The sequence below is a fragment of the Selenomonas sp. oral taxon 126 genome, assembly GCF_001683335.1.
GTDB lineage: Bacteria > Bacillota > Negativicutes > Selenomonadales > Selenomonadaceae > Centipeda.
In genome coordinates this window covers 2,060,292-2,079,991 of sequence record NZ_CP016201.1, presented here as the reverse complement: position 1 = coordinate 2,079,991, position 19,700 = coordinate 2,060,292, and the positions used below count along the sequence as shown (strand labels likewise).

Here is a 19,700-nt window from a genome sequence, read left to right as displayed (position 1 = left end):
GTGATCTTGAGCTCCACCTGCATGGGCGTCCCCACAGCGTCCTTCGGTGCATCATGCACAGAGATCACAGCCGTCGCCGTCCGAACGCCCTGCATGGAGAGCGCCACGCGCTCCACAATGCCGCGTACGGCAGACAGAGCGACCTGAACTGCCCCTGCCTTCGTATCCACGACCATGAATTCGCCGTGCGTCCGTGCAGAGGTCGACGTTCTCGAAAAGACCGCAAAGAACAGCTTGAGGCTGACGAGGAAGAAGACGCCGCATACCGCCAAGAGTTCCTGACGGGACAGCGCATAGCGCAGTTCATTCAGCCATACGCTCTCCGGCACGATGCGCAGTGCCACTGCGACAACTGCAACGGACAGCGCCATCGTAACGAGTACATAGGGCAGGAGCAGCAGACGATTTATAATTCCCATCGCATAGCCCCTCACTCACGTCCGCATTCAGCGTACACGCGTTTCCTCAATCTTCGGCTCCTCCTCGGGGAAGCCGACGCCCTGCACGTGCACGTTGACCTCGATCACGGAGAGCCCCGTCATTGTCTCGATTGCACGCTTGACATTCTCCTGCGCTGCAAGTGCAACCTCGGGGATGCGGATGCCATATTTCACAATGATGTAAAGATCGATGGCGGCTTCCTTCTCGCCCACCTCGACCTTGACACCCTTGGAAAAATTCTTGCGCCCAAGGATCTCCGCAATGCCGCCGGCAATACCGCCGCTCATGCCCGCAACGCCCTCGACCTCCGTCGTGGCGAGCCCTGCGATGATGCTGACGACCTCATCCGCAACGCGGATCGTGCCCAGCCCTGTTTCCTTCTTGACTGCGTTCTTCTCGTTGTCCATTTTCATATCCTCCATTCGAAAGGAATATTACGCGCGCTCGATGTAGTTGCCCGTACGCGTATCAATGCGGAGCACATCGCCCTCATTGATGAAGAGCGGCACGCGCACCTCGTAGCCCGTCTCGACCTTTGCCATCTTCGTTGCGCCCGTCGCCGTGTTGCCCTTGACGCTCGGCTCGCACTCAACGACCTTGAGGCTCACGGAGTTCGGCAACTGAATGCCGATGATGCGCCCCTTGAACTGCTGCATTGCAACCTCCATGTTCTCCATGAGGTAGTTCAGCGCATCGCCGAGCTGCTCACGCGAGAGCTCGGACTGCTCATAGGTCTCCGTGTTCATGAACGTGTAGACGCCGTCCGCCTCGTAGAGGAACTGCATCGTGTGCGTCTCAAGATGCGCTGCGGGCATCTTCTCGTTCGGGTTGAACGTGCGCTCAACCACGGCGCCGGTTTCAACATTCTTGATCTTCGTACGGACGAACGCGGCACCCTTTCCCGGCTTCACGTGCTGGAAATCGACAATCTGCCAGACGCCCCCATCGTATTCAATGGTGAGGCCGGTGCGGAAATCGGTGCTGTTAATCATATTATTCGTTCCTCCATACAATACAATATCTCTACATATTATACAGTTTTTATATGCAGATTTCAATAAATTCTTTTGGCGCGTGCGTCAGCGGCTCCGCACCGTCCGCCGTGATGAGGACGGTGTCCTCGATGCGGATGCCGCCCCAGCTCGGGATGTAGACGCCCGGCTCGTCCGTGATGAGCATATTCTCCCGCAGGACAGTCGTCCCCGCCTTCGATAGGCGCGGCTCCTCGTGGATCTCAAGTCCGAGACTGTGCCCAAGCCCGTGCCCGAAATACTGATTGAGATTGTGCTCCGCGAAATAATCGCGCGCCACACGGTCGACCTCGATGCCCGTCACGCCGGGGTGCAGTGCTGCCAATGCGCGTTGCTGTGCCGTGAGAACAATATCATAGAGCTCGCGCTGTCGTGCATCCGCGCGCCCGACCGAGATTGTGCGCGTGATGTCCGAGTGGTACCCCCCACAGACCGCGCCGAAGTCCATCGTCACGAGTTCGCCGCGCACGATGACCTTGTCGCTCGCCGTGCCGTGCGGCAGACTCCCGCGCACGCCCGAGGCGATGATCGTCTGAAAGGCAGGGCGCTCCGAGCCCGCGCGCCGCATGAAATGCTCCAGCTCCGCTGCAACCTCCATCTCCGTCATGCCCGGCTGAATGTACGAGATGATGTGGGCAAAGCCCTCGTCCGCAATCCTGCACGCGCGGCGGATGAGCGCAATCTCATCCGCATCCTTGACCTGCCGCAGAGGGTCGAGGTTCAGTGCGGTGTCGAGAGAAATCTCGCCGAGCAGCTCGCGCAGCTTGACGACCGTATCGTAGACAAGCGCATTGCCCTCGAAGCCGAGCGCAACAACGCCCGCATCTTCCGCAAGCTCCGCGACCTTTCGATACAGTCCGTCCCTCTGCTCCACAATCTCATAGTCGGACGCCTCTACCGCCGCCTGCTCCGTATAGCGGCTGTCCGTAACGAGCAGAAGGCGTTCATGCGTCACGAGGAGCACCGTCGAATCCCCATGAAATCCGCTGAAGTAGTGGACATTTTCCTCTTTTGTGATGAGAACGGCGTCCACGATCTTCTCCGCAAGCAGCGCGCGCAGACGCGCTATGCGAGCCTCTATGTTCATCGCGCGCCTCCCATGCGGCAGATAATGATCTCAAGTGCCGCCATATAGCTCTCCGCACCAAACCCTGCAATCTGCCCGAGCACGACGGGAGCGATCACAGATTTGTGGCGAAACTCCTCACGCTGATGGATGTTCGAGAGATGTACCTCGATGACGGGCACCTCAACCGCCGCAATCGCATCGCGGAGGGCAATGCTGTAGTGCGTGAACGCACCTGCATTCAGGATGATGTAGTCCACCGTCCTGCGTGCACGCTGAATTGCATCCACAAGCACGCCCTCGTGATTCGACTGCATGAATTCGATATCCAGATCTGCCTCATTGGCACGTTGACGCAGACGCTCGTGGATATCCGCAAGTGTTAGAGAACCATAAATCTCGGGCTCACGCGTGCCGAGCAGATTGAGATTCGGCCCATTCATTACGAGTATTTTACCCATGAGCAGCTCCTAATACTTGATGGAAAAGTCACGCTCGCCGTCCACGGGCTCACGCTCCTCGATGTCCAGCCGCTCCACGCGGATGAAATAATTCCCCGCACGCATTGCAGCAAACGCCGCCTCGACGGCAGATGCCGCTCCTTGCAGCTCCATCGTCACCGTACCGTCGGACATGTTCATCACCCAGCCCGTGATGTCGTTCATCACAGCCTGCTGGCGGACGAACATACGGAATCCTACGCCCTGCACGCGCCCCGCAGCGCACGCATAGCGGCGAATCACATCGCTCATCGCACTTCCTCCTTCTTCACTTGGACATCGCGGCGCAGAATACTGCTTGGCTCGACTGCCTGCGCCATCCGTATGCGGACGATCTGCTGCGGATGCGGCGCCGCCGTGATCGGCTGCCCGTCCGCATCCCACATCTCTCTCAGTTCCTGCCGAAAGGATGCTCCTCTCGGCTGAAAGATCTCGATCTCCTGCCCCAGCTTCATGTTGTTGCGCTGCTCCACGGTCGCAAGCCCGCTCTCTGCATCGTAGGAATGCACCAGTCCCACGAAGTCCGAGGTCTGCTCATAGGAGGACGATCCGTAGATCTGATCCTCCTCTGTTGTCTTGCCAAAGAAAAATCCCGTCGTATAGGCGCGGTGCGAGACCTTTCCAAGCTCCTCCGTCCACTCCGCCCGCACTTCATAGGGGGTACCCGCACACGCAGCATCGAGCGCCATGCGGTATGCCTTGACCACACTCGCGACATAGTGGACGCTCTTCATGCGCCCCTCGATCTTCAGGCTGTCGATACCCGAGGCGACGACCTCATCCAGATACGGCAGGAGGCAGAGATCCTTCGAGTTCATGATGTACGTGCCGCGCTCATCCTCCGCGATGGGATAGTACTCTCCGGGACGCGACTTCTCCACGAGGGCGTATTTCCATCGGCAGGACTGCGCGCATCCGCCGCGGTTCGCATCGCGCCCCGTGAAATAGCTGCTAAGGAGACAGCGCCCTGAGTAGGAAATGCACATCGCACCGTGCACAAAGAGTTCCAACTCCACATCCGTCTGCCGCCGAATCTCCCGTATCTCCTCGCGCGAGAGTTCGCGTGCGAGCACGACGCGCGCTGCACCGAGCTCCTGCCACGCACGCACCGTGCGCCAGTTCACATTGTTTGCCTGCGTGCTGATGTGTACGGGCAGCGCAGGTGCAACCTCACGCGCGCACATGAACACGCCGAGATCGGCGACGAGTACTGCGTTCACCCCAGCCTCCGCGAGAAAGCGCAGATAGTCCGGCAGTGACACGAGATCGTCATTGTGCGGGAATACATTGACCGTCACATAGACTTTTCGCCCCATACCGTGTGCCAGCTGCACGGCAGCCCGTATCTCATCGTTCGTGAAATTTCCGCCAAACGCGCGCAGCCCGAACTGCGTGCCGCCGAGATACGCCGCATCCGCGCCGTAGGCGAGCGCCATCTGCAGCTTCTCCATCGTCCCTGCGGGCGCGAGCAGCTCAGGTTTCTTCATTCATCAGCCTCCGTCAGCGCGCCTGATCGACCAGCACGAGATGATCCGCATAATTCGTTGCATAGTAATTGTTGCCGTTGCGATCGGCGACAAAGTACAGATAATCCGTGTCCGCAGGATGCAGCACGGCGTTCAGCGATGCCGTCCCGGGACTCGCAATCGGTCCCGGCGGTAGCCCGACATTCTGATAGGTGTTGTACGGCGACTCAATCTCCGTATCCTTATACAGCAGATCTTCCTTTGGTTCGTTCAGCAGATACTGTACCGTCGGATCCGCCTGCAACGGCATGCCAATTCGCAGACGCTTGAGGAAAATCTGCGCGATGATCGGGCGATCCTCCTCGTGATATGCCTCCTTCTCCACGAGCGAGGCGAGCGTCACGAGCTCATAGATGGAAAGATTCATCTCCTTTGCGCGGTCGCGCATATCCTTTGTCAGGCGGCGGTCGAAATTCGCCGCCATCATCTCCATAATGCGCGCATCATCAAACTCCCCGTTGATCTCATAGGTATCGGGGAAAAGGAAGCCCTCCACCGCATAGCGCACATCCTCATGTTCCTCGACATAGGGATAGGGACGATAGTCTTTCGCACGCGCCATAAAGTCATCCGCATTGACCAGTCCGTCAGCGGCAAGCCGCTCGGCGATCTCACGCACACTGAATCCCTCGGGGATCACAAAGCGGAGCACAACCGTATTGCCGTAGACCAGCGTCTCAAGCGCATCGCGCGGCTCCATGCCCGTATGCATCTCGAACGTGCCGCTCTTGACCTTGTTCTCGAAACCGTTCAGCTTCGCCGTCCACCAGAACTTTGTCTCGCTGTCGATGATCCCGCGCTCATGCAGTTCCTTGCCGATCTCGCTCACGCTCATGCCCGGGCGCACCGTAAAGTAAACCGTCGTCCCCCGCTCCCCTGTATAGGAGGGCGACTCCGACAATGGTATGATGACGAGCACAACAATCAGAAGGAGCAAAAGTGCCAGCGCCGGAATCCCGAATACAATTTTTTTCTGGAGCGGCGTCCCCTTCCCGCGATAGACAGCGCTCATCGCCTTTTTCAGACCATCGTTGTTCAAGAAGTCCAATATCCCCTGCAATGACTCCTTCAACCGAATCCTCCCTCTCTATGTCCAAATTCCCTAATAAAAGGCTGTCATCTTCCCATGATGACAGCCTCCTTCTCTATTCTTCCTCTTCTTCCAACATCTCTTCATAGGCACGGCGCACCTCGTCGAACTCCTCATCCGTCGGGTCGGTGTAGATGTCCTCACCATCGTCGTCCGTGACAATCTTGGCGATTGTCGCCTCGTCGCCCTCCTCGGCGTGCGCAAGTTCCTCCTCCGAGGAGGCAGTAAGCGCAATCAGCACGGCAAAGCGATCCTCTCCGATCGGAATAATCATCTCCTCACGATAGTAACGCTCATCGCCGTCCTCATTCGTCATGACAACGATGACATCCTCATCGTGAAGCTCTTCATGTTCTGCCATTTTCGTACTCCTTATACTCATTTCAAATGCTGCTGCCGATCCAAAAAGCCCTGCAATATGTAGACCGCCGCCATCTTGTCGATGACCTTGCGCCGCTTCTTGCGCGAGACATCGCCCTCGATGAGCGCACGCGAGGCAGCAACTGTCGAGAGCCGTTCGTCCCAGTAGTGGATTTCGAGCGTTGGAAAACGCTCCGCCACATTCGCCATAAAGGCGCGCACAATCTCGCAGCGTTCGCCTTCGTCCCCGTTCATATGCTTCGGCAGTCCCGCGACGAATGCGGCAACCTCATACTCCTCCGCGAGCACGCCGAGACGATCCAGATCGGCAGAAAGCTCCGTGCGGCGGATGGTCTCGACGCCCTGCGCCGTGAGTCCAAGCAGATCGCTGACCGCAACCCCGATGGTCGCGTCGCCGATATCGAGCGACATGTAGCGCTTCACTTCTCGTGCTCCAGATAGAAGCGCACGAGTTCGTCGAGCAGATCGTCGCGTTCAAGGCTGCGAATTTTGCTCCGCGCCTCCTTGTGGCTCGTCACATAGGCAGGGTCTCCCGAGAGCAGGTAGCCGACCAGCTGATTGATGGGGTTGTAGCCCTTCTCCCGCATTGCGGCAGCTGCCTCGCGTATGACGACATCCGCCTTCGGCTTATCCTCGCCGAAGGAGAACATCATTGTTTTCTGATTATCCATGTAAATCACCTCGTTTGGGAGTTTCTCCCTAGAGTGCCCCCTGTCGGATGGCATCCAGTGCAGCACGCAGACTCGGATAAATCCCCGTGCATATCGCGTGCATCTCATCCGTCGGCGGCAGTGTGTCGGGGATCATCACGGGTGCGCAGCCCGCCGTAGCAGCCCCGCGCAGTCCGTTGTAGCCATCCTCGAAGACATAGCAGTCCGCAGGAGGAATGCCGATGCGCTCCGCCGCAAGGAGAAAGATGTCCGGTGCAGGCTTGCCGTTCGCCACAAGATCGCCGCCAACCACCGCATCGAAATAATCACGCAGCCCGCTCTTTGCAAGATTCTCTTCGATCAGCTTGACTGCCGTGCTGCTCGCCGTTGCAATCCGTACACCATGCTCGTGAAAGTATCGAAGGATTTCGCGTGCTCCCTCCATAACGGGCAGATTCTTCGCCGCCTCATCGCGCACGTATTCGATGACGCGGCGGATATATGCCTCCGGATCCACTGTTGGATGGCACTCATGCACCAGACGCACGGTCAGCTCGCCGCAGGTTCCGCAACACGCCGTACCCAACTCCGGTTTGCGTTCGACACCGAACTCGTCGGCAATGATCGTCCATGCTCTCTGATACAGTGTCTCCGTATCGAAGAGCAGCCCGTCCATATCAAAGATCGCGCCCTTTTTCATGAATACCCCCACAGATGATTATCATGCGCAAATTTACATGGTTGATATTACCACAAAACGCAAAAAAAGAAAAGGCGCTTCATATAGAAGCGCTTTTGTATCTGGATGAAGCTGCTTAGAAGGCCCAATTCATATGAGCGCCTCCTTTTTTCACAGGATAATCCCTTTACGAAATCTGAATTCCGTGCTCCTCTGCCATCTTTCGAATGATCTCTTCCGGCAGTTCTGCCATCTGTGCTACTGTTGCAATAGGTGTTCCTGCACGAAGCAGATTCATCGCTATATGGGCAATTCCGAGCTGACGACCTTCGGCTCGACCTTCAGCACGTCCTTCACGACGCCCTTCGCTTCGCCCCTGTTTTACCCCCTCCATCCTCCCACGTTTCCATGAGCCTTCCATATCGCTCACATAGTCATGCTCATACTTCTCGCGCCGTTCGTATTTCCTCCTCTGTCCCGCATCCCGCATGAACGCCTCGATCCTATCCCATGCTGTGTTGATTGCCGCATCACTCATCGCGATCGCCTCCATTTCCTCATCACTTAGATCATTCCTGATAAACGCCATCCACTTATCCAGTGTCCGCATGCGCCGTATGTCCTGTCTTGTGACCTTCGGCAATTCCAAAAAATGTATCTCGATATCCTCGGTCAAGCGGTGCATACATGTCTTGTCATAAAGCCCGTACATATGGTGAAATCCCGCGAGCGGCAGATATTCGTACCCGAGCAGATTGATCGCCACTGTTCGCCGTAGATTCTCGTAGTTCTCACCGCGCCCGAGCGTACTCTGGTAGAGCTTTGCCCAATAGTAGAGACTCCTCTGTCCCATGTTCTGCCGATTCTGTACCTGCACCTCGATGTTGATCTGTGTTTCATCGTTCGTCATGCACAGCAGATCCAGCGTCGAACCCTTGCCGCTTTCCTCCTCGGGATCGATCTCGCGATCCGCAAAGTGCAGATCGACAAATGCACGCTCGCCCTCCAGTCCGAGAACAGCGTTAATAAACGAGAGCGTGATTTCCTTATCCTCTTTATGCCCAAAGACGAATTTAAACAACAGATCATTCAGTGCATTAAAATCTCTCGTTCGCATGACTGAATCCTTTCTATAATCTACGATCTTTATTCTCATTATAGAAAATTTACGCTCCTCGGTCAAATAAAAAAAGCCACCGCCCGTGTGGGCAATGACTCCGTTTTAGTATAAAATTATGCATCTCCGCCCGGGATCCCCGCGCTGCCTAGCGTGCGCGTGACGCGGTAGACGTCCTTGAGCAGGCGGACGCGCGTCATGACCTGCGTGATCTGGTCGATGTTGCTGACGTTCAGCCCAAGCAGGACGGTCGAGGTCTTGTTGCGGCGGTTCGGTGTCGCGTTGACCGTGTGGATGTTGACCTTCATCTCGGCGGGCACGGCGAGGATCTCCGAGAGCATGCCGTTGCGGTCGTTGCAGATGATCTCGATGCCGACGGTGTATTCCTTGTCGAGTCCGATGTCCCAGCTCACCTCGATCACACGTGTGAACTCGGTATCGTTGAGCACGTTCGGACAGTCGGAGCGATGCACGGAGACGCCGCGCCCGCGCGTGATGTAGCCCGTGATGGGATCGCCCGGGATCGGGTTGCAGCAACGTGCGAGGCGCACGAGATAGCCGCCCTCGCCCTCGACGAGGACGCCGTGGCTCGCCTTCTTGCGCTTGCCCCTGCGCGGAGCCTTGAGCTCGGAGAGCATCTGCGAGACTTCGGGCGGCGTGCTGTCCTTGATGGACTGCTGGTGCAGCTCGATGAGCTTCGTCATGACACCGCGCAGGGTTACGCCGCCGTAGCCGAGCGCGGCGAGGAGATCGTCCTCGCTCTGCACGTTGAGCTTCTCCGCGACCTTGCCGAGCCGTCCGCCCGCGATCAGCTCCTTCGGCGCGTAGCCGAGACGCTTCGCCTCGTCGCGGATGAGGTTCATGCCGCGCTCGACATTCTCCTCGCGGTTCTCCTTCTTGAACCACGCGCGGATCTTGCTGCGCGTCGCCGAGGAGGCAACTGTGTTCAGCCAGTCCGGGCTCGGCCCGTTGCTTGCCTTGTTCGTGACAATCGACACGATGTCGCCGTTTTTGAGTTTGTACTCGAGCGGCACGATCTTCCCGTTGACCTTCGCACCGACGCAGTGATGCCCGATCTCCGTGTGGATGTGATAGGCGAAGTCGATCGGGTTCGATCCCTTTGGCAGGTCGATGACATCGCCGCGCGGCGTAAAGACAAAGACCTCGTCGGAGAACACGTCGAGTTTCAGCGCCTCGAAGAATTCCTTCGGGTCGTCGTATTCCTTTTGCAGGCTCACCATCTGGCGCAGCCACGACATTTTCTGATCGTTCTCGTCGGTCGCGCCGATGCTCCGCCCCGCCTCCTTGTATTTCCAATGCGCGGCGACGCCGAACTCGGAGACTTGGTGCATCGCCTTCGTGCGAATCTGAATCTCGAGCGGATAGCCGTGCGTCATGACGGTCGTATGCAGCGACTGGTAGCCGTTCGACTTCGGCATCGCGATGTAGTCCTTGAACCTGCCCGGGATGGGCTTCCACATCGCATGGATGACGCCGAGCACGCCGTAACAGTCCTTGACAGAGGAGACGAGGACGCGCACCGCCGAGAGGTCATAGATCTCGTTGACGCTCTTGTTGTCGCGCTTCATCTTGCGGTAGATGCTGTAAAAATGCTTCGCGCGCCCCTTGATCTCCGCTTTGATTCCCGCCGCCTCGAGCTTCTCGCGAATCTGCTCGATGGATTCGCGGATGAATTCCTGCCGCTCCTTCCGCTTGTGCTTGACCTCCTCAACGAGGCTGTAGTACGCCTCCGGTTCGAGGTAGCGCAGGCAGAGATCCTCGAGCTCCACCTTGATATTGGAAATGCCGAGACGATTCGCGAGCGGTGCATAGACCTCAAGCGTCTCCTTGGCAATGCGGTGACGTTTGTCCTCGCGCATGTATTTGAGCGTGCGCATATTGTGCAGGCGGTCGGCGAGCTTTATCATGATGACGCGGATGTCCTTTGCCATCGCGAGGAACATCTTGCGGTAGTTCTCGAGCTGGACGTCCTCCTTTGACATATACTCGATGCGCCCTAGCTTCGTCACGCCGTCGATGAGCGCCATGATGTTCTTGCCGAACTCCGCTTCCATCTCCTCGAGCGTCGCACAGGTGTCCTCCACCACATCGTGCAGGAGTGCGGCGCAGATCGTCTCGTCATCGAGGTGAAGTCCCGTGAGAATGTAGGCGACATTGAGCGGATGGATAATGTAGGCGTCGCCCGAGATGCGCACCTGCCCACGGTGCGCCTTCTCCGCATAGGCATACGCCTTTCGGATCTTATCGAGATCGGCGTCCGCCTGATAGGAGTGCACCTTGTCCAAGATCATATCGAGGGTGACAGCCCTCTGTGCATCATCTGACATCTACATGTCACCCTTTCTTTCCTCATGCCGACGGAATGTCGGCGCATCCATGAGCTCGAGCCTGCCCTCCGGCGGGATGAAATGCCATCCGCCCTGTTCCCGAGGCACAAGCAGCCCGAGTTCACGAAAAATGCAAAGCGCGCAATCCATCGTATAGCGCGAGATATGCCCCATCTTGCGCGAAAATCGCCGCGTGAGCGCGACTGTGCTGTACGGAATGTGCCCATCCGCTCCGCCGAGTTCTCTGAGAAATGCATAGACGGCCTTCAGAATCCCGCGATCCGGAAAGATGCGCTCATGCGCGGCGGGCATGATGGAATCCGCCATGCACTGCACCGACCGCATGCCCTGCCACTCGTTGATGCTCGGCGTATAGGCGAGGTCGCTCGCCTCCTCGGTCACGAGCTCCGCGAGCTCCCCATAGTTCCAGTAGAGCGCCGCAACGCGCTTCTCCCGCGTGCCGACCTCCATGCGCAGATGCTTCCCGTCCGCCCCGATTGCCGTTGCCGTGCGCGGACGCACGTCCCGCACGCCGAAGATCGGGCGCGGGTTGCCCATGCCGTACGGCTCGAGCAGGGCGATCTCCTCCACCATCGGAATCGTCCAATCTGCAGGTGCGACCAGCGCCTCGATGGAGATTTTCGGCGTGAAGTCTTCGTAGTTTAAATGCGTATTTACATAATTCGCGAACGCACAGCGAAAGTCCTCCAAGCGATTGCATTCAAGTGTCAGCCCCGCCGCCATCGCATGACCACCGAATTGGATGAGCGTGTCCCTGCACGCGGCGAGTGCGTCATACATATGGAGTCCTGCGATGCTGCGGCAAGAGCCCTTGTATACATCGCCCTGCCGCGTCAGCACAATGCTCGGGCGGTAGTATTTCTCGACCAGACGTGAGGCGACGATGCCGATCACGCCCGCATTCCAGTCCTCACCGGCGACTACAATCGCAGGTACATCGGGTGTAAAGCCCCCGAGCATCGACTCCGCTTCCGTCAGGATATCCTGCTCGAGATCGCGGCGCTCCGTGTTCAGCGCGTTCAGCTCCGCCGCAATGCGATCTGCCGCATGCGCATCCTCGGCGGTGAGGAGCTCCACGCCGCGCCGCGCCGTCTCGATGCGCCCCGCCGCATTCAGACGCGGCGCAAGCTGGAAGCCGACAATGCCCGTATTGATTGCCTTGCCCTCACAGCCCGAGACACGCACAAGCGCCGCGATGCCCGGAGAGGAACGCTCCGTCATGCGCAGGAGCCCCGCCTGAACGAGCTTGCGATTCTCTCCGACGAGCGGCACGAGATCGGCAACCGTGCCGAGCGCGACAATATCGAGATCGTCGGCATAGAGCCGCTCTTCCTCGAGCTGCCAAAGTGCCTGCACGAGTTTGAAGGCGACGCCGACGCCCGCCAGTTCCTTGAACGGGTAGGGACAGTCTGCGCGGTGCGGATTGATGACGGCATACGCGGGCGGCAGGACCGCCCCCGGCAGATGGTGATCGGTGATGATGATGTCCATCGCCCCGTCCATCTGCGCCACAACATCCGCCGATGAGATGCCGCAGTCCACCGTGACGAGCAGACCGCAGCCCTCCGCCGCAATCTGACGGAGCGCTGCTCCGTTGAGCCCATACCCCTCCGTAAAACGATTCGGAATATAGTAGGAAACCATGCCGCCGAGCGCGCGGATATTCTTCATGAGGAGGGTGGTCGAGGTCATCCCGTCCACATCGTAGTCGCCGTAGACGACGATCTGCTCGCCCACATGGATCGCCTCTAAGATACGATGCGCGGCGCGCTCCATATCCATCATGAGAAACGGATCGCAGTACGGCTCATCCTCCGGATGGAGAAATGCCCGCGCCGCCTCCGCCGTCTGCAAACCGCGATTCCAGAGAATCTGCCCGATGATGGGCGCCGTCCCAAGCTCCCGCGCGAGTGCGGTGCCCCCCGCCGTCTCTGCACGCACAATCCATTCCTTGAGCATACTCTCCCCCCCTTCCATGCAATAGCAAAAGAGCCCGTCCCGGAACTCCCGAAAGCAGGCTCTCTTGAGGCTCTCCCCTTTATCCCTCCACAACCGCAGGTTTTACGGCAGGACGCCGCTCCGTGCGATTCTTCAGCTCAATCCAGAGCTGACTCGCGATGAAGATGGAGGAGTAGCAGCCGCTGGCAAAGCCGACGAGGAGCGCGAATGCGAAATCCTTTGTCGTCTCGCCGCCGAAATAGTACAGCGCGAATGTCGTGAACAGAACCGTGAACACCGTGTAGAGCGAACGCGTCAGCGTCTGATAGATGGAGCGGTTCACAAGCTCGTTGATATCGCCGCCGCGGCGGAAATGCAGCTTCAGATTCTCGCGGATGCGGTCAAAGATCACGATGGTATCGTTGATCGAATAGCCGACGATCGTGAGCAGAGCCGCGATAAAGGACGAATCAATCTGCCGCTGGGTCAACGAGAACACGGCAAGCACGATGATGATGTCGTGGATCAGCGCGAGCACCGCCGACACGCCGAAGCGCCACTCAAAGCGGTAGGCGACATAGAGAATGATGAGCGCCCACGAGATCACAAGCGCAAGCACGGCATTCGTAATCAGCTCGCCGCCAATGGTCGCGCCGACCTTCTCCTCGCGCAGCACGGTATAGGGGCCGACATCCTGCGTGAGTGACGCCATGACCTCCTTGCGCTGATTCTCCTCGAGGTCGACCGTGCGGATCATCACGTTCTCCGAGGACTCGATGCCGGATTCCGCCCCCGCAAGCTGGATCGTACTCCCGTCGAGATCGTATTTTGCAAGGCTCGCGCGCACATCGGAGAGTGTCACAGGCTGCTCGAAGCGCAGATCCATGATCGTACCGCCCGTGAAGTCGATGCCGAAATTGAAGCCGCGCATACCCATACAGATAAAGCCCGGAATAATCAGGACGAGCGAGATGAGAAACCAGATTTTCCGATGGCCTGCAATATCGAACTTAGGCATTCTTCTCATCCCCCTTCTTCTTTACGCCGAGCATGAAGCCGTTCGCACCGTAGAGCGCAGGATTTTTCGACAGATTCGAGTTAATCATGAGCTTCAGCATGTACTGCGTCAGCGTAATTGCCGTAAACATCGAGAGGATCGTGCCGACCCCAAGGGTAATTGCAAAGCCGCGAATCGTTCCCGTTCCGAGGAAGAAGAGCACACCCGCCGCAATCAGCGTCGTGACATTCGAGTCAAAGATCGTTGTGAACGCGCGCGAGAATCCCGCATCCATCGCAAGGCGCAGGGATTTCTGGTTGACCTGATACTCCTCCTTGAAATGCTCGAAGATGAGGACGTTCGCGTCAACCGCCATGCCGATGGAGAGGATGATGCCCGCCACGCCCGGCAGGGTCAGCGTTGCGTCCATCAGATAGAGGATACCAAGCAGCATGATGGTATACGCCATCAGCGCCACGTCCGCTATGAAGCCCGAGAGGTGGTAAAAGAAGATCATAAAGATGACAACGGCGCCGAGTCCGATGACAAAGGCAAACTGGGACTTGTCCTTCGAGTCCTGTCCGAGCGTCGGGCCAACCGTACGCGTCTCGATGATCTCGACCTTCACGGGCAGCGCACCGCTGCGCAGGACAACCGCGAGGTTCTGCGCCTCCTCGAGCGTCTTCTGCCCCGTGATCTCCGCACGCCCGCCGAGGATCGGCTCCCGCACGTTCGGCGCGGTCAGTACCTCGCCGTCGAGGAGAATCGCAATCGTGCGCCCGACGTTCTTCATCGTGAGGTCGGCAAATTTCTGCGCCCCCTCGTCCGAGAATTCGAGGTTGACGACGTTCTGCCCCGACTGCGGATTCGTGGATGCCTGTGCATCCTTCAGATCCGTACCCGTCAGCACCGTATTCCCCTCTTCGTCGCGAAACTCGAGCATCGCCGTCTTGCCGATGGTCTGGATCGCCGCATCGGGATCCTTGATGCCCGGCAGCTCGATAATGACACGCCGCTCACCCTCGCGCTGGATGATCGGCTCGGTCAGTCCGAGCGCGTTGACGCGCTTCTCCATGATGGTGACCACGCGGTTCATCGCATCGTCATTGACCTGCGCTTGCTCCGTGTCGACCGCCTCCAGAACGACATGCGTGCCCCCTTGCAGGTCAAGCCCCTGCCGAATGGAACTCGCAAGCGGCTGAACGAGGGCAAAAAACGCGCCGATGATGACGACAACCGTAATCACCAGCTTCAACAGACTATGTTGTCTCAAAAGACCTCACACCTCCGTGATTTCCCATATACTTACAAAATATCGTGCGCCGCTCGCTCAGGATCGCATCCACGCGGACATCCTGCGCGCCCATCGGTACATGCGGAACAATTTGAACATCGTAGGCGAGAACGAGGCGCACAGCACGCGGCGCACGCGGCAGGAAGCGGTCATAATAGCCGCCGCCGAGTCCCAGCCGCCCGCCGTCAGCGTCGAACGCCGCCCCAGGAACGATGATGACATCGATCTCCTCGGGCGAGATGCGATCCCCGCGCGCGGGATCCGGCGTCAATATGCCGAACGCCCCCGGAGTCAGCGCATCCATCGCGGGCAGTACCCGTGCCTCCATCACGCCGCTCCCGACAATCTCGGGAAGCGCGATGCGCCGCCCCTCTGTCAGCAGCTGCTCCATCAGCGGATAGAGGTCGATCTCCTCCGCTGTGGCGGCGTAGAGCATGATCGTCCGCGCCGCTTTCACGGCGGGGAAATCCAGCGCACGCGCACAGATCATTTCGCTCAGAGCAGTGCGCTCCTGTGCAGAAAATGCACGGCGGCGGGCAAGCATTTCCCGCCGCAGCGCCTTTTTTTCGCCTGTCATATCCGCTGCCATGCGGCAGCCTTACTCCTGCTCCGTATTCACGGCGCTGATCGCCGAGCGCTCGAAGACGATGTTGACGTTGTCCGCCGCGCGCAGCGTCACCGTCTTCTCGTCAATCGCCGTGATCCTGCCGTGCATCCCGCCGAGCGTGATAATCTCATCGCCAACTTTCAGCGCGGCAAGCATCGCATCACGTTTCTTCTGCGCCTGCTTCTGCGGGCGGTAGAGGAGGAAATAGAAGAAGAGCACCAATATGATAATGGGTCCCCACGAACTCAGCTGTGCCATCAACTCTGCATCCATAAATACAACTCCTTCAAATATTATCTTTTATGATAGTGATTCATAAAATCCTGATAAAATGCGGGGAACGTGCCCGCGATGATTGCCGCGCGCATGCGGCGCATGAACTCCTGCAGGAAGTAGAGATTGTGCAGGGTCAGGAGTCTCAGCCCGAAGATCTCCTCCGCGCGCACGAGGTGACGGATGTACGCCCGTGTATAGCCGTTGCGGCAGGTGTAGCAGCCGCAGCCCTCCTCGAGCACCGTATGGTCGTGCGTATGCACGGCATTCTTCATCACGAGGCGTCCCGTCCACGTCATTGCCATGCCGTTGCGCGCAACGCGCGTCGGGAAGACGCAGTCGAACATATCAATCCCGTGCCGCACACCTGTGAGGAGATAGTCCGGCGTGCCGACCCCCATGAGGTAGCGCGGCTTATCCTGCGGCAGGATCTCCACCGTATAGGAGAGAATCTCCTCCATCAGCTCGTGCGGCTCGCCGACGCTGAGACCTCCGATCGCGTAGCCCGGCAGATCGAGTGCAGTCATCTCCGCCGCATGCCATGCGCGCAGGTCACGGTACATGCCGCCCTGCACAATGCCAAAGAGCCCCTGCCCCTCGGCATCCACCATTGCATCCCTGCACCGCACGAGCCAGCGCTGCGTGCGCTCCGTGGACGCCTTGGCATAGTCGTGGTCGGCGGGATACGGAATGCACTCGTCGAACGCCATGACAATATCCGAGCCGAGTGCTTTCTGCACCTCCATCGATACCTCGGGCGACAGAAACTTCTTCGAGCCGTCGATGTGCGAGCGGAACGTCGCGCCCTCCTCCGTGATCTTGCGCAGATCGCCAAGACTGAACACCTGAAAGCCGCCGCTGTCCGTGAGGATTGCACCGTCCCAGTGCATGAACCGATGCAGCCCGCCCGCCTCGCGCACGAGCTCCATTCCGGGGCGGAGAAAGAGATGATAGGTATTGCTGAGGATGATGCCCGCACCAAGTTCACGCAGTTCGTCAGGCGATACGCCCTTGACCGTCGCCTGCGTGCCCACGGGCATGAAGATGGGCGTCGGAAAGCTCCCGTGCGGCGTGTGGATCACGCCCGCACGTGCGCCCGTCGTCTCGTCTTTGCGAATCAGCTCATATGTTATCGCTGCCACTCATGCCCTCCCATCTCAAAACACCCTGTATCATAACACAAAAGCGAGAGATTTTCAAAACACAAATCCATGGGAATCGCTGATAAAATGAAGTTCGTCAGATTGGCGTAGATTTTTCTGTCCGATTGAGGAGGCAAACCGGACGCATAGCCAAAGCTATGTGGAGGATTTGCAGGTATTGAGCGGGCAAAAAAGATGCGTCAAGATGGCGCGACTGAATTTATCAGTGCTTCCCTATCCCGTCGCATACAAAAATAGATGCTGCATGAGGATCCCCCTTCATGCCGCACCCTTTTTTGCCCGAAGAGATACGCGAGATTTATGATGCCTCATACCGATGGGCAAAGCAAAGACGCTTCAGTCCTAGCAGGGCACAAGCACCCGCTGCCGTTATGCCGTAGAAATGAACCTCCGGCTGAACATCCAGATAGTCCACGATGGTTCCATTGGCAAGCGTACTGCCCGTACAAAAGATAATATCAGCATAGTTTTTGACAATATCATCTTTTGCCTTCGGGTCAGCACCATTTTCGATCCGAATGCCGTATTTGATCTGCCCGATGTTCTGCGGATTCAAGTCCATGACGCGAACCTCATAGTTTGAGTTCACCAACATCTCCACCATCGCCGGCTGGAATCCCACCTGTCCGATGCGCTTGACATTTGGATAGAACTCATCCAGATACGAGCGAATATCCATCGCGCATTGTTCCGGGCCATCGTTGCGGCAGTGACTGGTTCCGACACAGAGACCAACTGCGCCCATGACCGCATTGAGCGTCGCCAGAAAGAGGCTTCGCGCATATCGATCACCGCACAGATCCATGGTCAGTACATCCTTCAGCCTGCCATGATATTCTGCGGGCGCATCGGTAAACGCCTGCCCCTTGCACCCCCGATACTCCGCCTGTATCATCACATCCTTTCCCGTCAGGATCGGGAAATCCATGCGCTTCGTATGACTGCCAATCGCCTCCTCCGGTGTCAGCGAGCGGCAAGTAATGTCGACCGCATCATCCTCCATATGATACCGCCGCAAGACCTCGCCAAAGCGGCTGCGCAGCCGTCCAAACAACTCTTCTTTCGTCATGTTGCTTCTTCACTCATTTCGTAATCCCGAGGAACTTCTTTGTTGCCTCGTTCCAAGGGTGCGTAAACAGTTCTTTTGCAGGGACGATTGCCTGCATCGTTCCATGCAGCAGAATCCCGACGCGGTCGGCGAGCTCCGCCGCCTCGTGAAAATCATGCGTGACAAACGCAATCGCACAGTGATACTCCGCCCGAATCCTGCGGATCATCTCGTACATGGACTCCTTTGTCACAGGATCGAGTGCCGAAAACGGCTCGTCCAACAGCAACAGCAACGGATGGGTAATGAGTGCCCTCGCCAGAGCCGTACGCTGCTGTTCACCGCCGCTCAACGTCGATGGATACTGCGTCAGCAGATGGCAGATGCCGAACTGCTTCGCAATCTCATGTACCCGCTCCCTGCAAGCTGCGCCGTCCACCTTCTTCATCCGCAGACCGTAGGCGATATTCTCTGCCGCCGTCATGTGCGGAAACAGACAGTACTCTTGATAGAGATATCCGATCTTCCGCTCATGCAGGGCAAGCTCTCTCATATCCCGCCCGTTCAACAGCACCGCACCGGCATCCGGCGGATGAAATCCCGCCATCAACTCCAACAGCATTGTCTTGCCGGATCCGGTCTGCCCAATGATCGCCAGCACCTCATCCGCCCCGATGGCAAAACGCATCGGCTGCAGGTGAAATGCCCCCCGTGTCAGGGATACATCCCTGATCTCCAGTATGATGTCAGCCTCCGGCTGCATAGCGTCTTCGCTCCCCCTCTCGTCCCGTCAGCAGATTGGATGCCGCTAGGGAGAGCCCTGACAAGAGCAGCAGAACAAAGGCACTTGCCATGGCACTGTCCAGATCATTGCTGCTCACATTCAGATAGATGTTGCCTGGCAGCGTTTCCGTTTTCATCCGCGTCACACCCACCAACATCAAGGTCGCACCAAACTCCCCCAGTGCGCGCGACCAAATCAGCACCAGAGAGCCGATCAAGGCGTTGCGGCACAGCGGCAGCAGGATCGTTCGGAACCGCTGCCACGGCGATGCACCGAGCAGCCCCGCCACCAACTCCACCTTATGATCTACCCCCTGCAGTGCCATCACACAGAGCTTGATCGCAAACGGGAGATTCACAACAAGCTGCGCCATGATGATCCCATTGGTATCAAATACCACCGGCAGCCCCGCTGCCTTCAGCTCCTTGCCAAGCGGCGACGAAAACAGAATCAGCAGACTCAGCCCCAACACAATGTATGGCAGAGACATCGTCAGCTCCAAGATCACCTCGACCACACGCCTGCACGGCAGCTGCTCCCGCGTGAGCATATACGCTGTCGGTACAGCAAGCAGAAAACAAAGTGCTGTAGAAATGCTGGCACATCGCACACTGAGCACCAATGCAAATTGGTTCTCCACATCCAAAAGATGCTGTGGCAGCGTCCGCAAACCATCCAACAGGATAATGGAAATATTGCCGCCAATGAGCACAAACACCAGCAGCGTTATGAAAAAGCAGAGCATC

The 19,700-nt window shown here is 58.0% G+C and carries 23 protein-coding genes; all 23 read right to left on the bottom strand.

The features are described from left to right. On the bottom strand, positions 1-419 hold a 419-nt coding region (gene amaP, locus AXF19_RS13945), incomplete at its 3' end, for an alkaline shock response membrane anchor protein AmaP (protein ID WP_237141562.1). Between the two features lie 27 nt (positions 420-446). Then, entirely contained in the window at positions 447-863 is a 417-nt protein-coding gene (locus AXF19_RS09400) for an Asp23/Gls24 family envelope stress response protein (protein ID WP_066848087.1), read from the bottom strand. Between the two features lie 12 nt (positions 864-875). Beyond that, entirely contained in the window at positions 876-1,433 is a 558-nt protein-coding gene (gene efp / locus AXF19_RS09395) for an elongation factor P (protein ID WP_006691635.1), read from the bottom strand. 49 nt (positions 1,434-1,482) lie between these two features. Continuing rightward, complete coding sequence (locus tag AXF19_RS09390) at positions 1,483-2,559, bottom strand: M24 family metallopeptidase (RefSeq protein WP_066848083.1); 1,077 nt, start codon at positions 2,557-2,559, stop codon at positions 1,483-1,485. Further along, complete coding sequence (aroQ, locus tag AXF19_RS09385) at positions 2,556-2,999, bottom strand: type II 3-dehydroquinate dehydratase (protein WP_066848080.1); 444 nt, start codon at positions 2,997-2,999, stop codon at positions 2,556-2,558. Before aroQ ends, AXF19_RS09390 begins: the two co-directional genes overlap by 4 nt. A gap of 9 nt (positions 3,000-3,008) precedes the next feature. Next, the gene (locus tag AXF19_RS09380; protein ID WP_066848078.1) at positions 3,009-3,290 is read right to left on the bottom strand and encodes an acylphosphatase; all 282 of its coding nucleotides are present in this window, start codon (positions 3,288-3,290) and stop codon (positions 3,009-3,011) included. After that, positions 3,287-4,525, bottom strand: a complete 1,239-nt coding sequence (locus AXF19_RS09375; protein WP_066848075.1) for a peptidase U32 family protein — start codon at positions 4,523-4,525, stop codon at positions 3,287-3,289. The genes AXF19_RS09380 and AXF19_RS09375 overlap by 4 nt, the downstream gene beginning before the upstream one ends. A 13-nt stretch (positions 4,526-4,538) precedes the next feature. Beyond that, positions 4,539-5,636 carry an endolytic transglycosylase MltG gene (mltG, locus tag AXF19_RS09370; protein WP_066848072.1) on the bottom strand — a complete coding sequence of 366 codons (1,098 nt, stop codon included), beginning with the start codon at positions 5,634-5,636 and terminating at the stop codon, positions 4,539-4,541. A 73-nt stretch (positions 5,637-5,709) separates the two neighbouring features. Continuing rightward, positions 5,710-6,015, bottom strand: a complete 306-nt coding sequence (locus tag AXF19_RS09365) for a DUF1292 domain-containing protein (protein WP_066848069.1) — start codon at positions 6,013-6,015, stop codon at positions 5,710-5,712. Positions 6,016-6,032: 17 nt separating this feature from the next. After that, a complete protein-coding gene (ruvX, locus tag AXF19_RS09360; RefSeq protein WP_066850188.1) occupies positions 6,033-6,446 on the bottom strand; it encodes a Holliday junction resolvase RuvX in 414 nt (137 codons plus the stop codon). 8 nt (positions 6,447-6,454) lie between these two features. Then, positions 6,455-6,706, bottom strand: coding sequence for an IreB family regulatory phosphoprotein (locus tag AXF19_RS09355; protein ID WP_066848066.1), 252 nt, complete (start codon positions 6,704-6,706; stop codon positions 6,455-6,457). A gap of 28 nt (positions 6,707-6,734) precedes the next feature. After that, positions 6,735-7,385: an HAD family hydrolase gene (locus tag AXF19_RS09350; RefSeq protein WP_066848061.1), complete on the bottom strand. Its 651-nt coding sequence runs from the start codon at positions 7,383-7,385 to the stop codon at positions 6,735-6,737. 166 nt (positions 7,386-7,551) lie between these two features. Next, the gene (locus AXF19_RS09345; protein ID WP_216634931.1) at positions 7,552-8,445 is read right to left on the bottom strand and encodes an Rpn family recombination-promoting nuclease/putative transposase; all 894 of its coding nucleotides are present in this window, start codon (positions 8,443-8,445) and stop codon (positions 7,552-7,554) included. A 152-nt stretch (positions 8,446-8,597) separates the two neighbouring features. After that, positions 8,598-10,829 (bottom strand): RelA/SpoT family protein, encoded by a 2,232-nt coding sequence (locus AXF19_RS09340; RefSeq protein ID WP_066848057.1) that lies wholly within the window; start codon positions 10,827-10,829, stop codon positions 8,598-8,600. Beyond that, positions 10,830-12,809: a single-stranded-DNA-specific exonuclease RecJ gene (recJ, locus tag AXF19_RS09335; RefSeq protein ID WP_066848053.1), complete on the bottom strand. Its 1,980-nt coding sequence runs from the start codon at positions 12,807-12,809 to the stop codon at positions 10,830-10,832. A 79-nt stretch (positions 12,810-12,888) separates the two neighbouring features. Further along, complete coding sequence (secF, locus tag AXF19_RS09330; RefSeq protein ID WP_066848051.1) at positions 12,889-13,806, bottom strand: protein translocase subunit SecF; 918 nt, start codon at positions 13,804-13,806, stop codon at positions 12,889-12,891. Then, positions 13,799-15,031, bottom strand: coding sequence for a protein translocase subunit SecD (gene secD / locus AXF19_RS09325; RefSeq protein WP_066850182.1), 1,233 nt, complete (start codon positions 15,029-15,031; stop codon positions 13,799-13,801). Before secD ends, secF begins: the two co-directional genes overlap by 8 nt. 13 nt (positions 15,032-15,044) lie before the next feature. Next, positions 15,045-15,668 (bottom strand): 5-formyltetrahydrofolate cyclo-ligase, encoded by a 624-nt coding sequence (locus tag AXF19_RS09320; protein ID WP_066848049.1) that lies wholly within the window; start codon positions 15,666-15,668, stop codon positions 15,045-15,047. A 9-nt stretch (positions 15,669-15,677) separates the two neighbouring features. Next, positions 15,678-15,959, bottom strand: coding sequence for a preprotein translocase subunit YajC (gene yajC / locus AXF19_RS09315; protein ID WP_066848047.1), 282 nt, complete (start codon positions 15,957-15,959; stop codon positions 15,678-15,680). 20 nt (positions 15,960-15,979) lie between these two features. Next, positions 15,980-17,101, bottom strand: a complete 1,122-nt coding sequence (gene tgt / locus AXF19_RS09310) for a tRNA guanosine(34) transglycosylase Tgt (protein ID WP_066848045.1) — start codon at positions 17,099-17,101, stop codon at positions 15,980-15,982. Positions 17,102-17,420: 319 nt separating this feature from the next. Next, on the bottom strand, positions 17,421-18,191 hold the full coding sequence (locus AXF19_RS09305) for a Rossmann-like domain-containing protein (RefSeq protein WP_066848043.1): 771 nt from the start codon (positions 18,189-18,191) through the stop codon (positions 17,421-17,423). Positions 18,192-18,204: 13 nt separating this feature from the next. Then, positions 18,205-18,933 (bottom strand): ATP-binding cassette domain-containing protein, encoded by a 729-nt coding sequence (locus tag AXF19_RS09300; RefSeq protein WP_066848040.1) that lies wholly within the window; start codon positions 18,931-18,933, stop codon positions 18,205-18,207. After that, positions 18,917-19,672: an ABC transporter permease gene (locus AXF19_RS09295; protein WP_216634930.1), complete on the bottom strand. Its 756-nt coding sequence runs from the start codon at positions 19,670-19,672 to the stop codon at positions 18,917-18,919. Before AXF19_RS09295 ends, AXF19_RS09300 begins: the two co-directional genes overlap by 17 nt. Between the last annotated feature and the right edge of the window lie 28 nt (positions 19,673-19,700).

Coding starts and splice junctions, on each gene's coding strand:
- AXF19_RS09400 (WP_066848087.1), bottom strand. CDS start 863: ATGGAGGATATGAAAATGGACAACGAGAAGAACGCAGTCAAGAAGGAA.
- efp (WP_006691635.1), bottom strand. CDS start 1,433: ATGATTAACAGCACCGATTTCCGCACCGGCCTCACCATTGAATACGAT.
- AXF19_RS09390 (WP_066848083.1), bottom strand. CDS start 2,559: ATGAACATAGAGGCTCGCATAGCGCGTCTGCGCGCGCTGCTTGCGGAG.
- aroQ (WP_066848080.1), bottom strand. CDS start 2,999: ATGGGTAAAATACTCGTAATGAATGGGCCGAATCTCAATCTGCTCGGC.
- AXF19_RS09380 (WP_066848078.1), bottom strand. CDS start 3,290: ATGAGCGATGTGATTCGCCGCTATGCGTGCGCTGCGGGGCGCGTGCAG.
- AXF19_RS09375 (WP_066848075.1), bottom strand. CDS start 4,525: ATGAAGAAACCTGAGCTGCTCGCGCCCGCAGGGACGATGGAGAAGCTG.
- AXF19_RS09365 (WP_066848069.1), bottom strand. CDS start 6,015: ATGGCAGAACATGAAGAGCTTCACGATGAGGATGTCATCGTTGTCATG.
- ruvX (WP_066850188.1), bottom strand. CDS start 6,446: ATGTCGCTCGATATCGGCGACGCGACCATCGGGGTTGCGGTCAGCGAT.
- AXF19_RS09355 (WP_066848066.1), bottom strand. CDS start 6,706: ATGGATAATCAGAAAACAATGATGTTCTCCTTCGGCGAGGATAAGCCG.
- AXF19_RS09350 (WP_066848061.1), bottom strand. CDS start 7,385: ATGAAAAAGGGCGCGATCTTTGATATGGACGGGCTGCTCTTCGATACG.
- AXF19_RS09340 (WP_066848057.1), bottom strand. CDS start 10,829: ATGTCAGATGATGCACAGAGGGCTGTCACCCTCGATATGATCTTGGAC.
- recJ (WP_066848053.1), bottom strand. CDS start 12,809: ATGCTCAAGGAATGGATTGTGCGTGCAGAGACGGCGGGGGGCACCGCA.
- secF (WP_066848051.1), bottom strand. CDS start 13,806: ATGCCTAAGTTCGATATTGCAGGCCATCGGAAAATCTGGTTTCTCATC.
- AXF19_RS09320 (WP_066848049.1), bottom strand. CDS start 15,668: ATGGCAGCGGATATGACAGGCGAAAAAAAGGCGCTGCGGCGGGAAATG.
- yajC (WP_066848047.1), bottom strand. CDS start 15,959: ATGGATGCAGAGTTGATGGCACAGCTGAGTTCGTGGGGACCCATTATC.
- AXF19_RS09305 (WP_066848043.1), bottom strand. CDS start 18,191: ATGACGAAAGAAGAGTTGTTTGGACGGCTGCGCAGCCGCTTTGGCGAG.
- AXF19_RS09300 (WP_066848040.1), bottom strand. CDS start 18,933: ATGCAGCCGGAGGCTGACATCATACTGGAGATCAGGGATGTATCCCTG.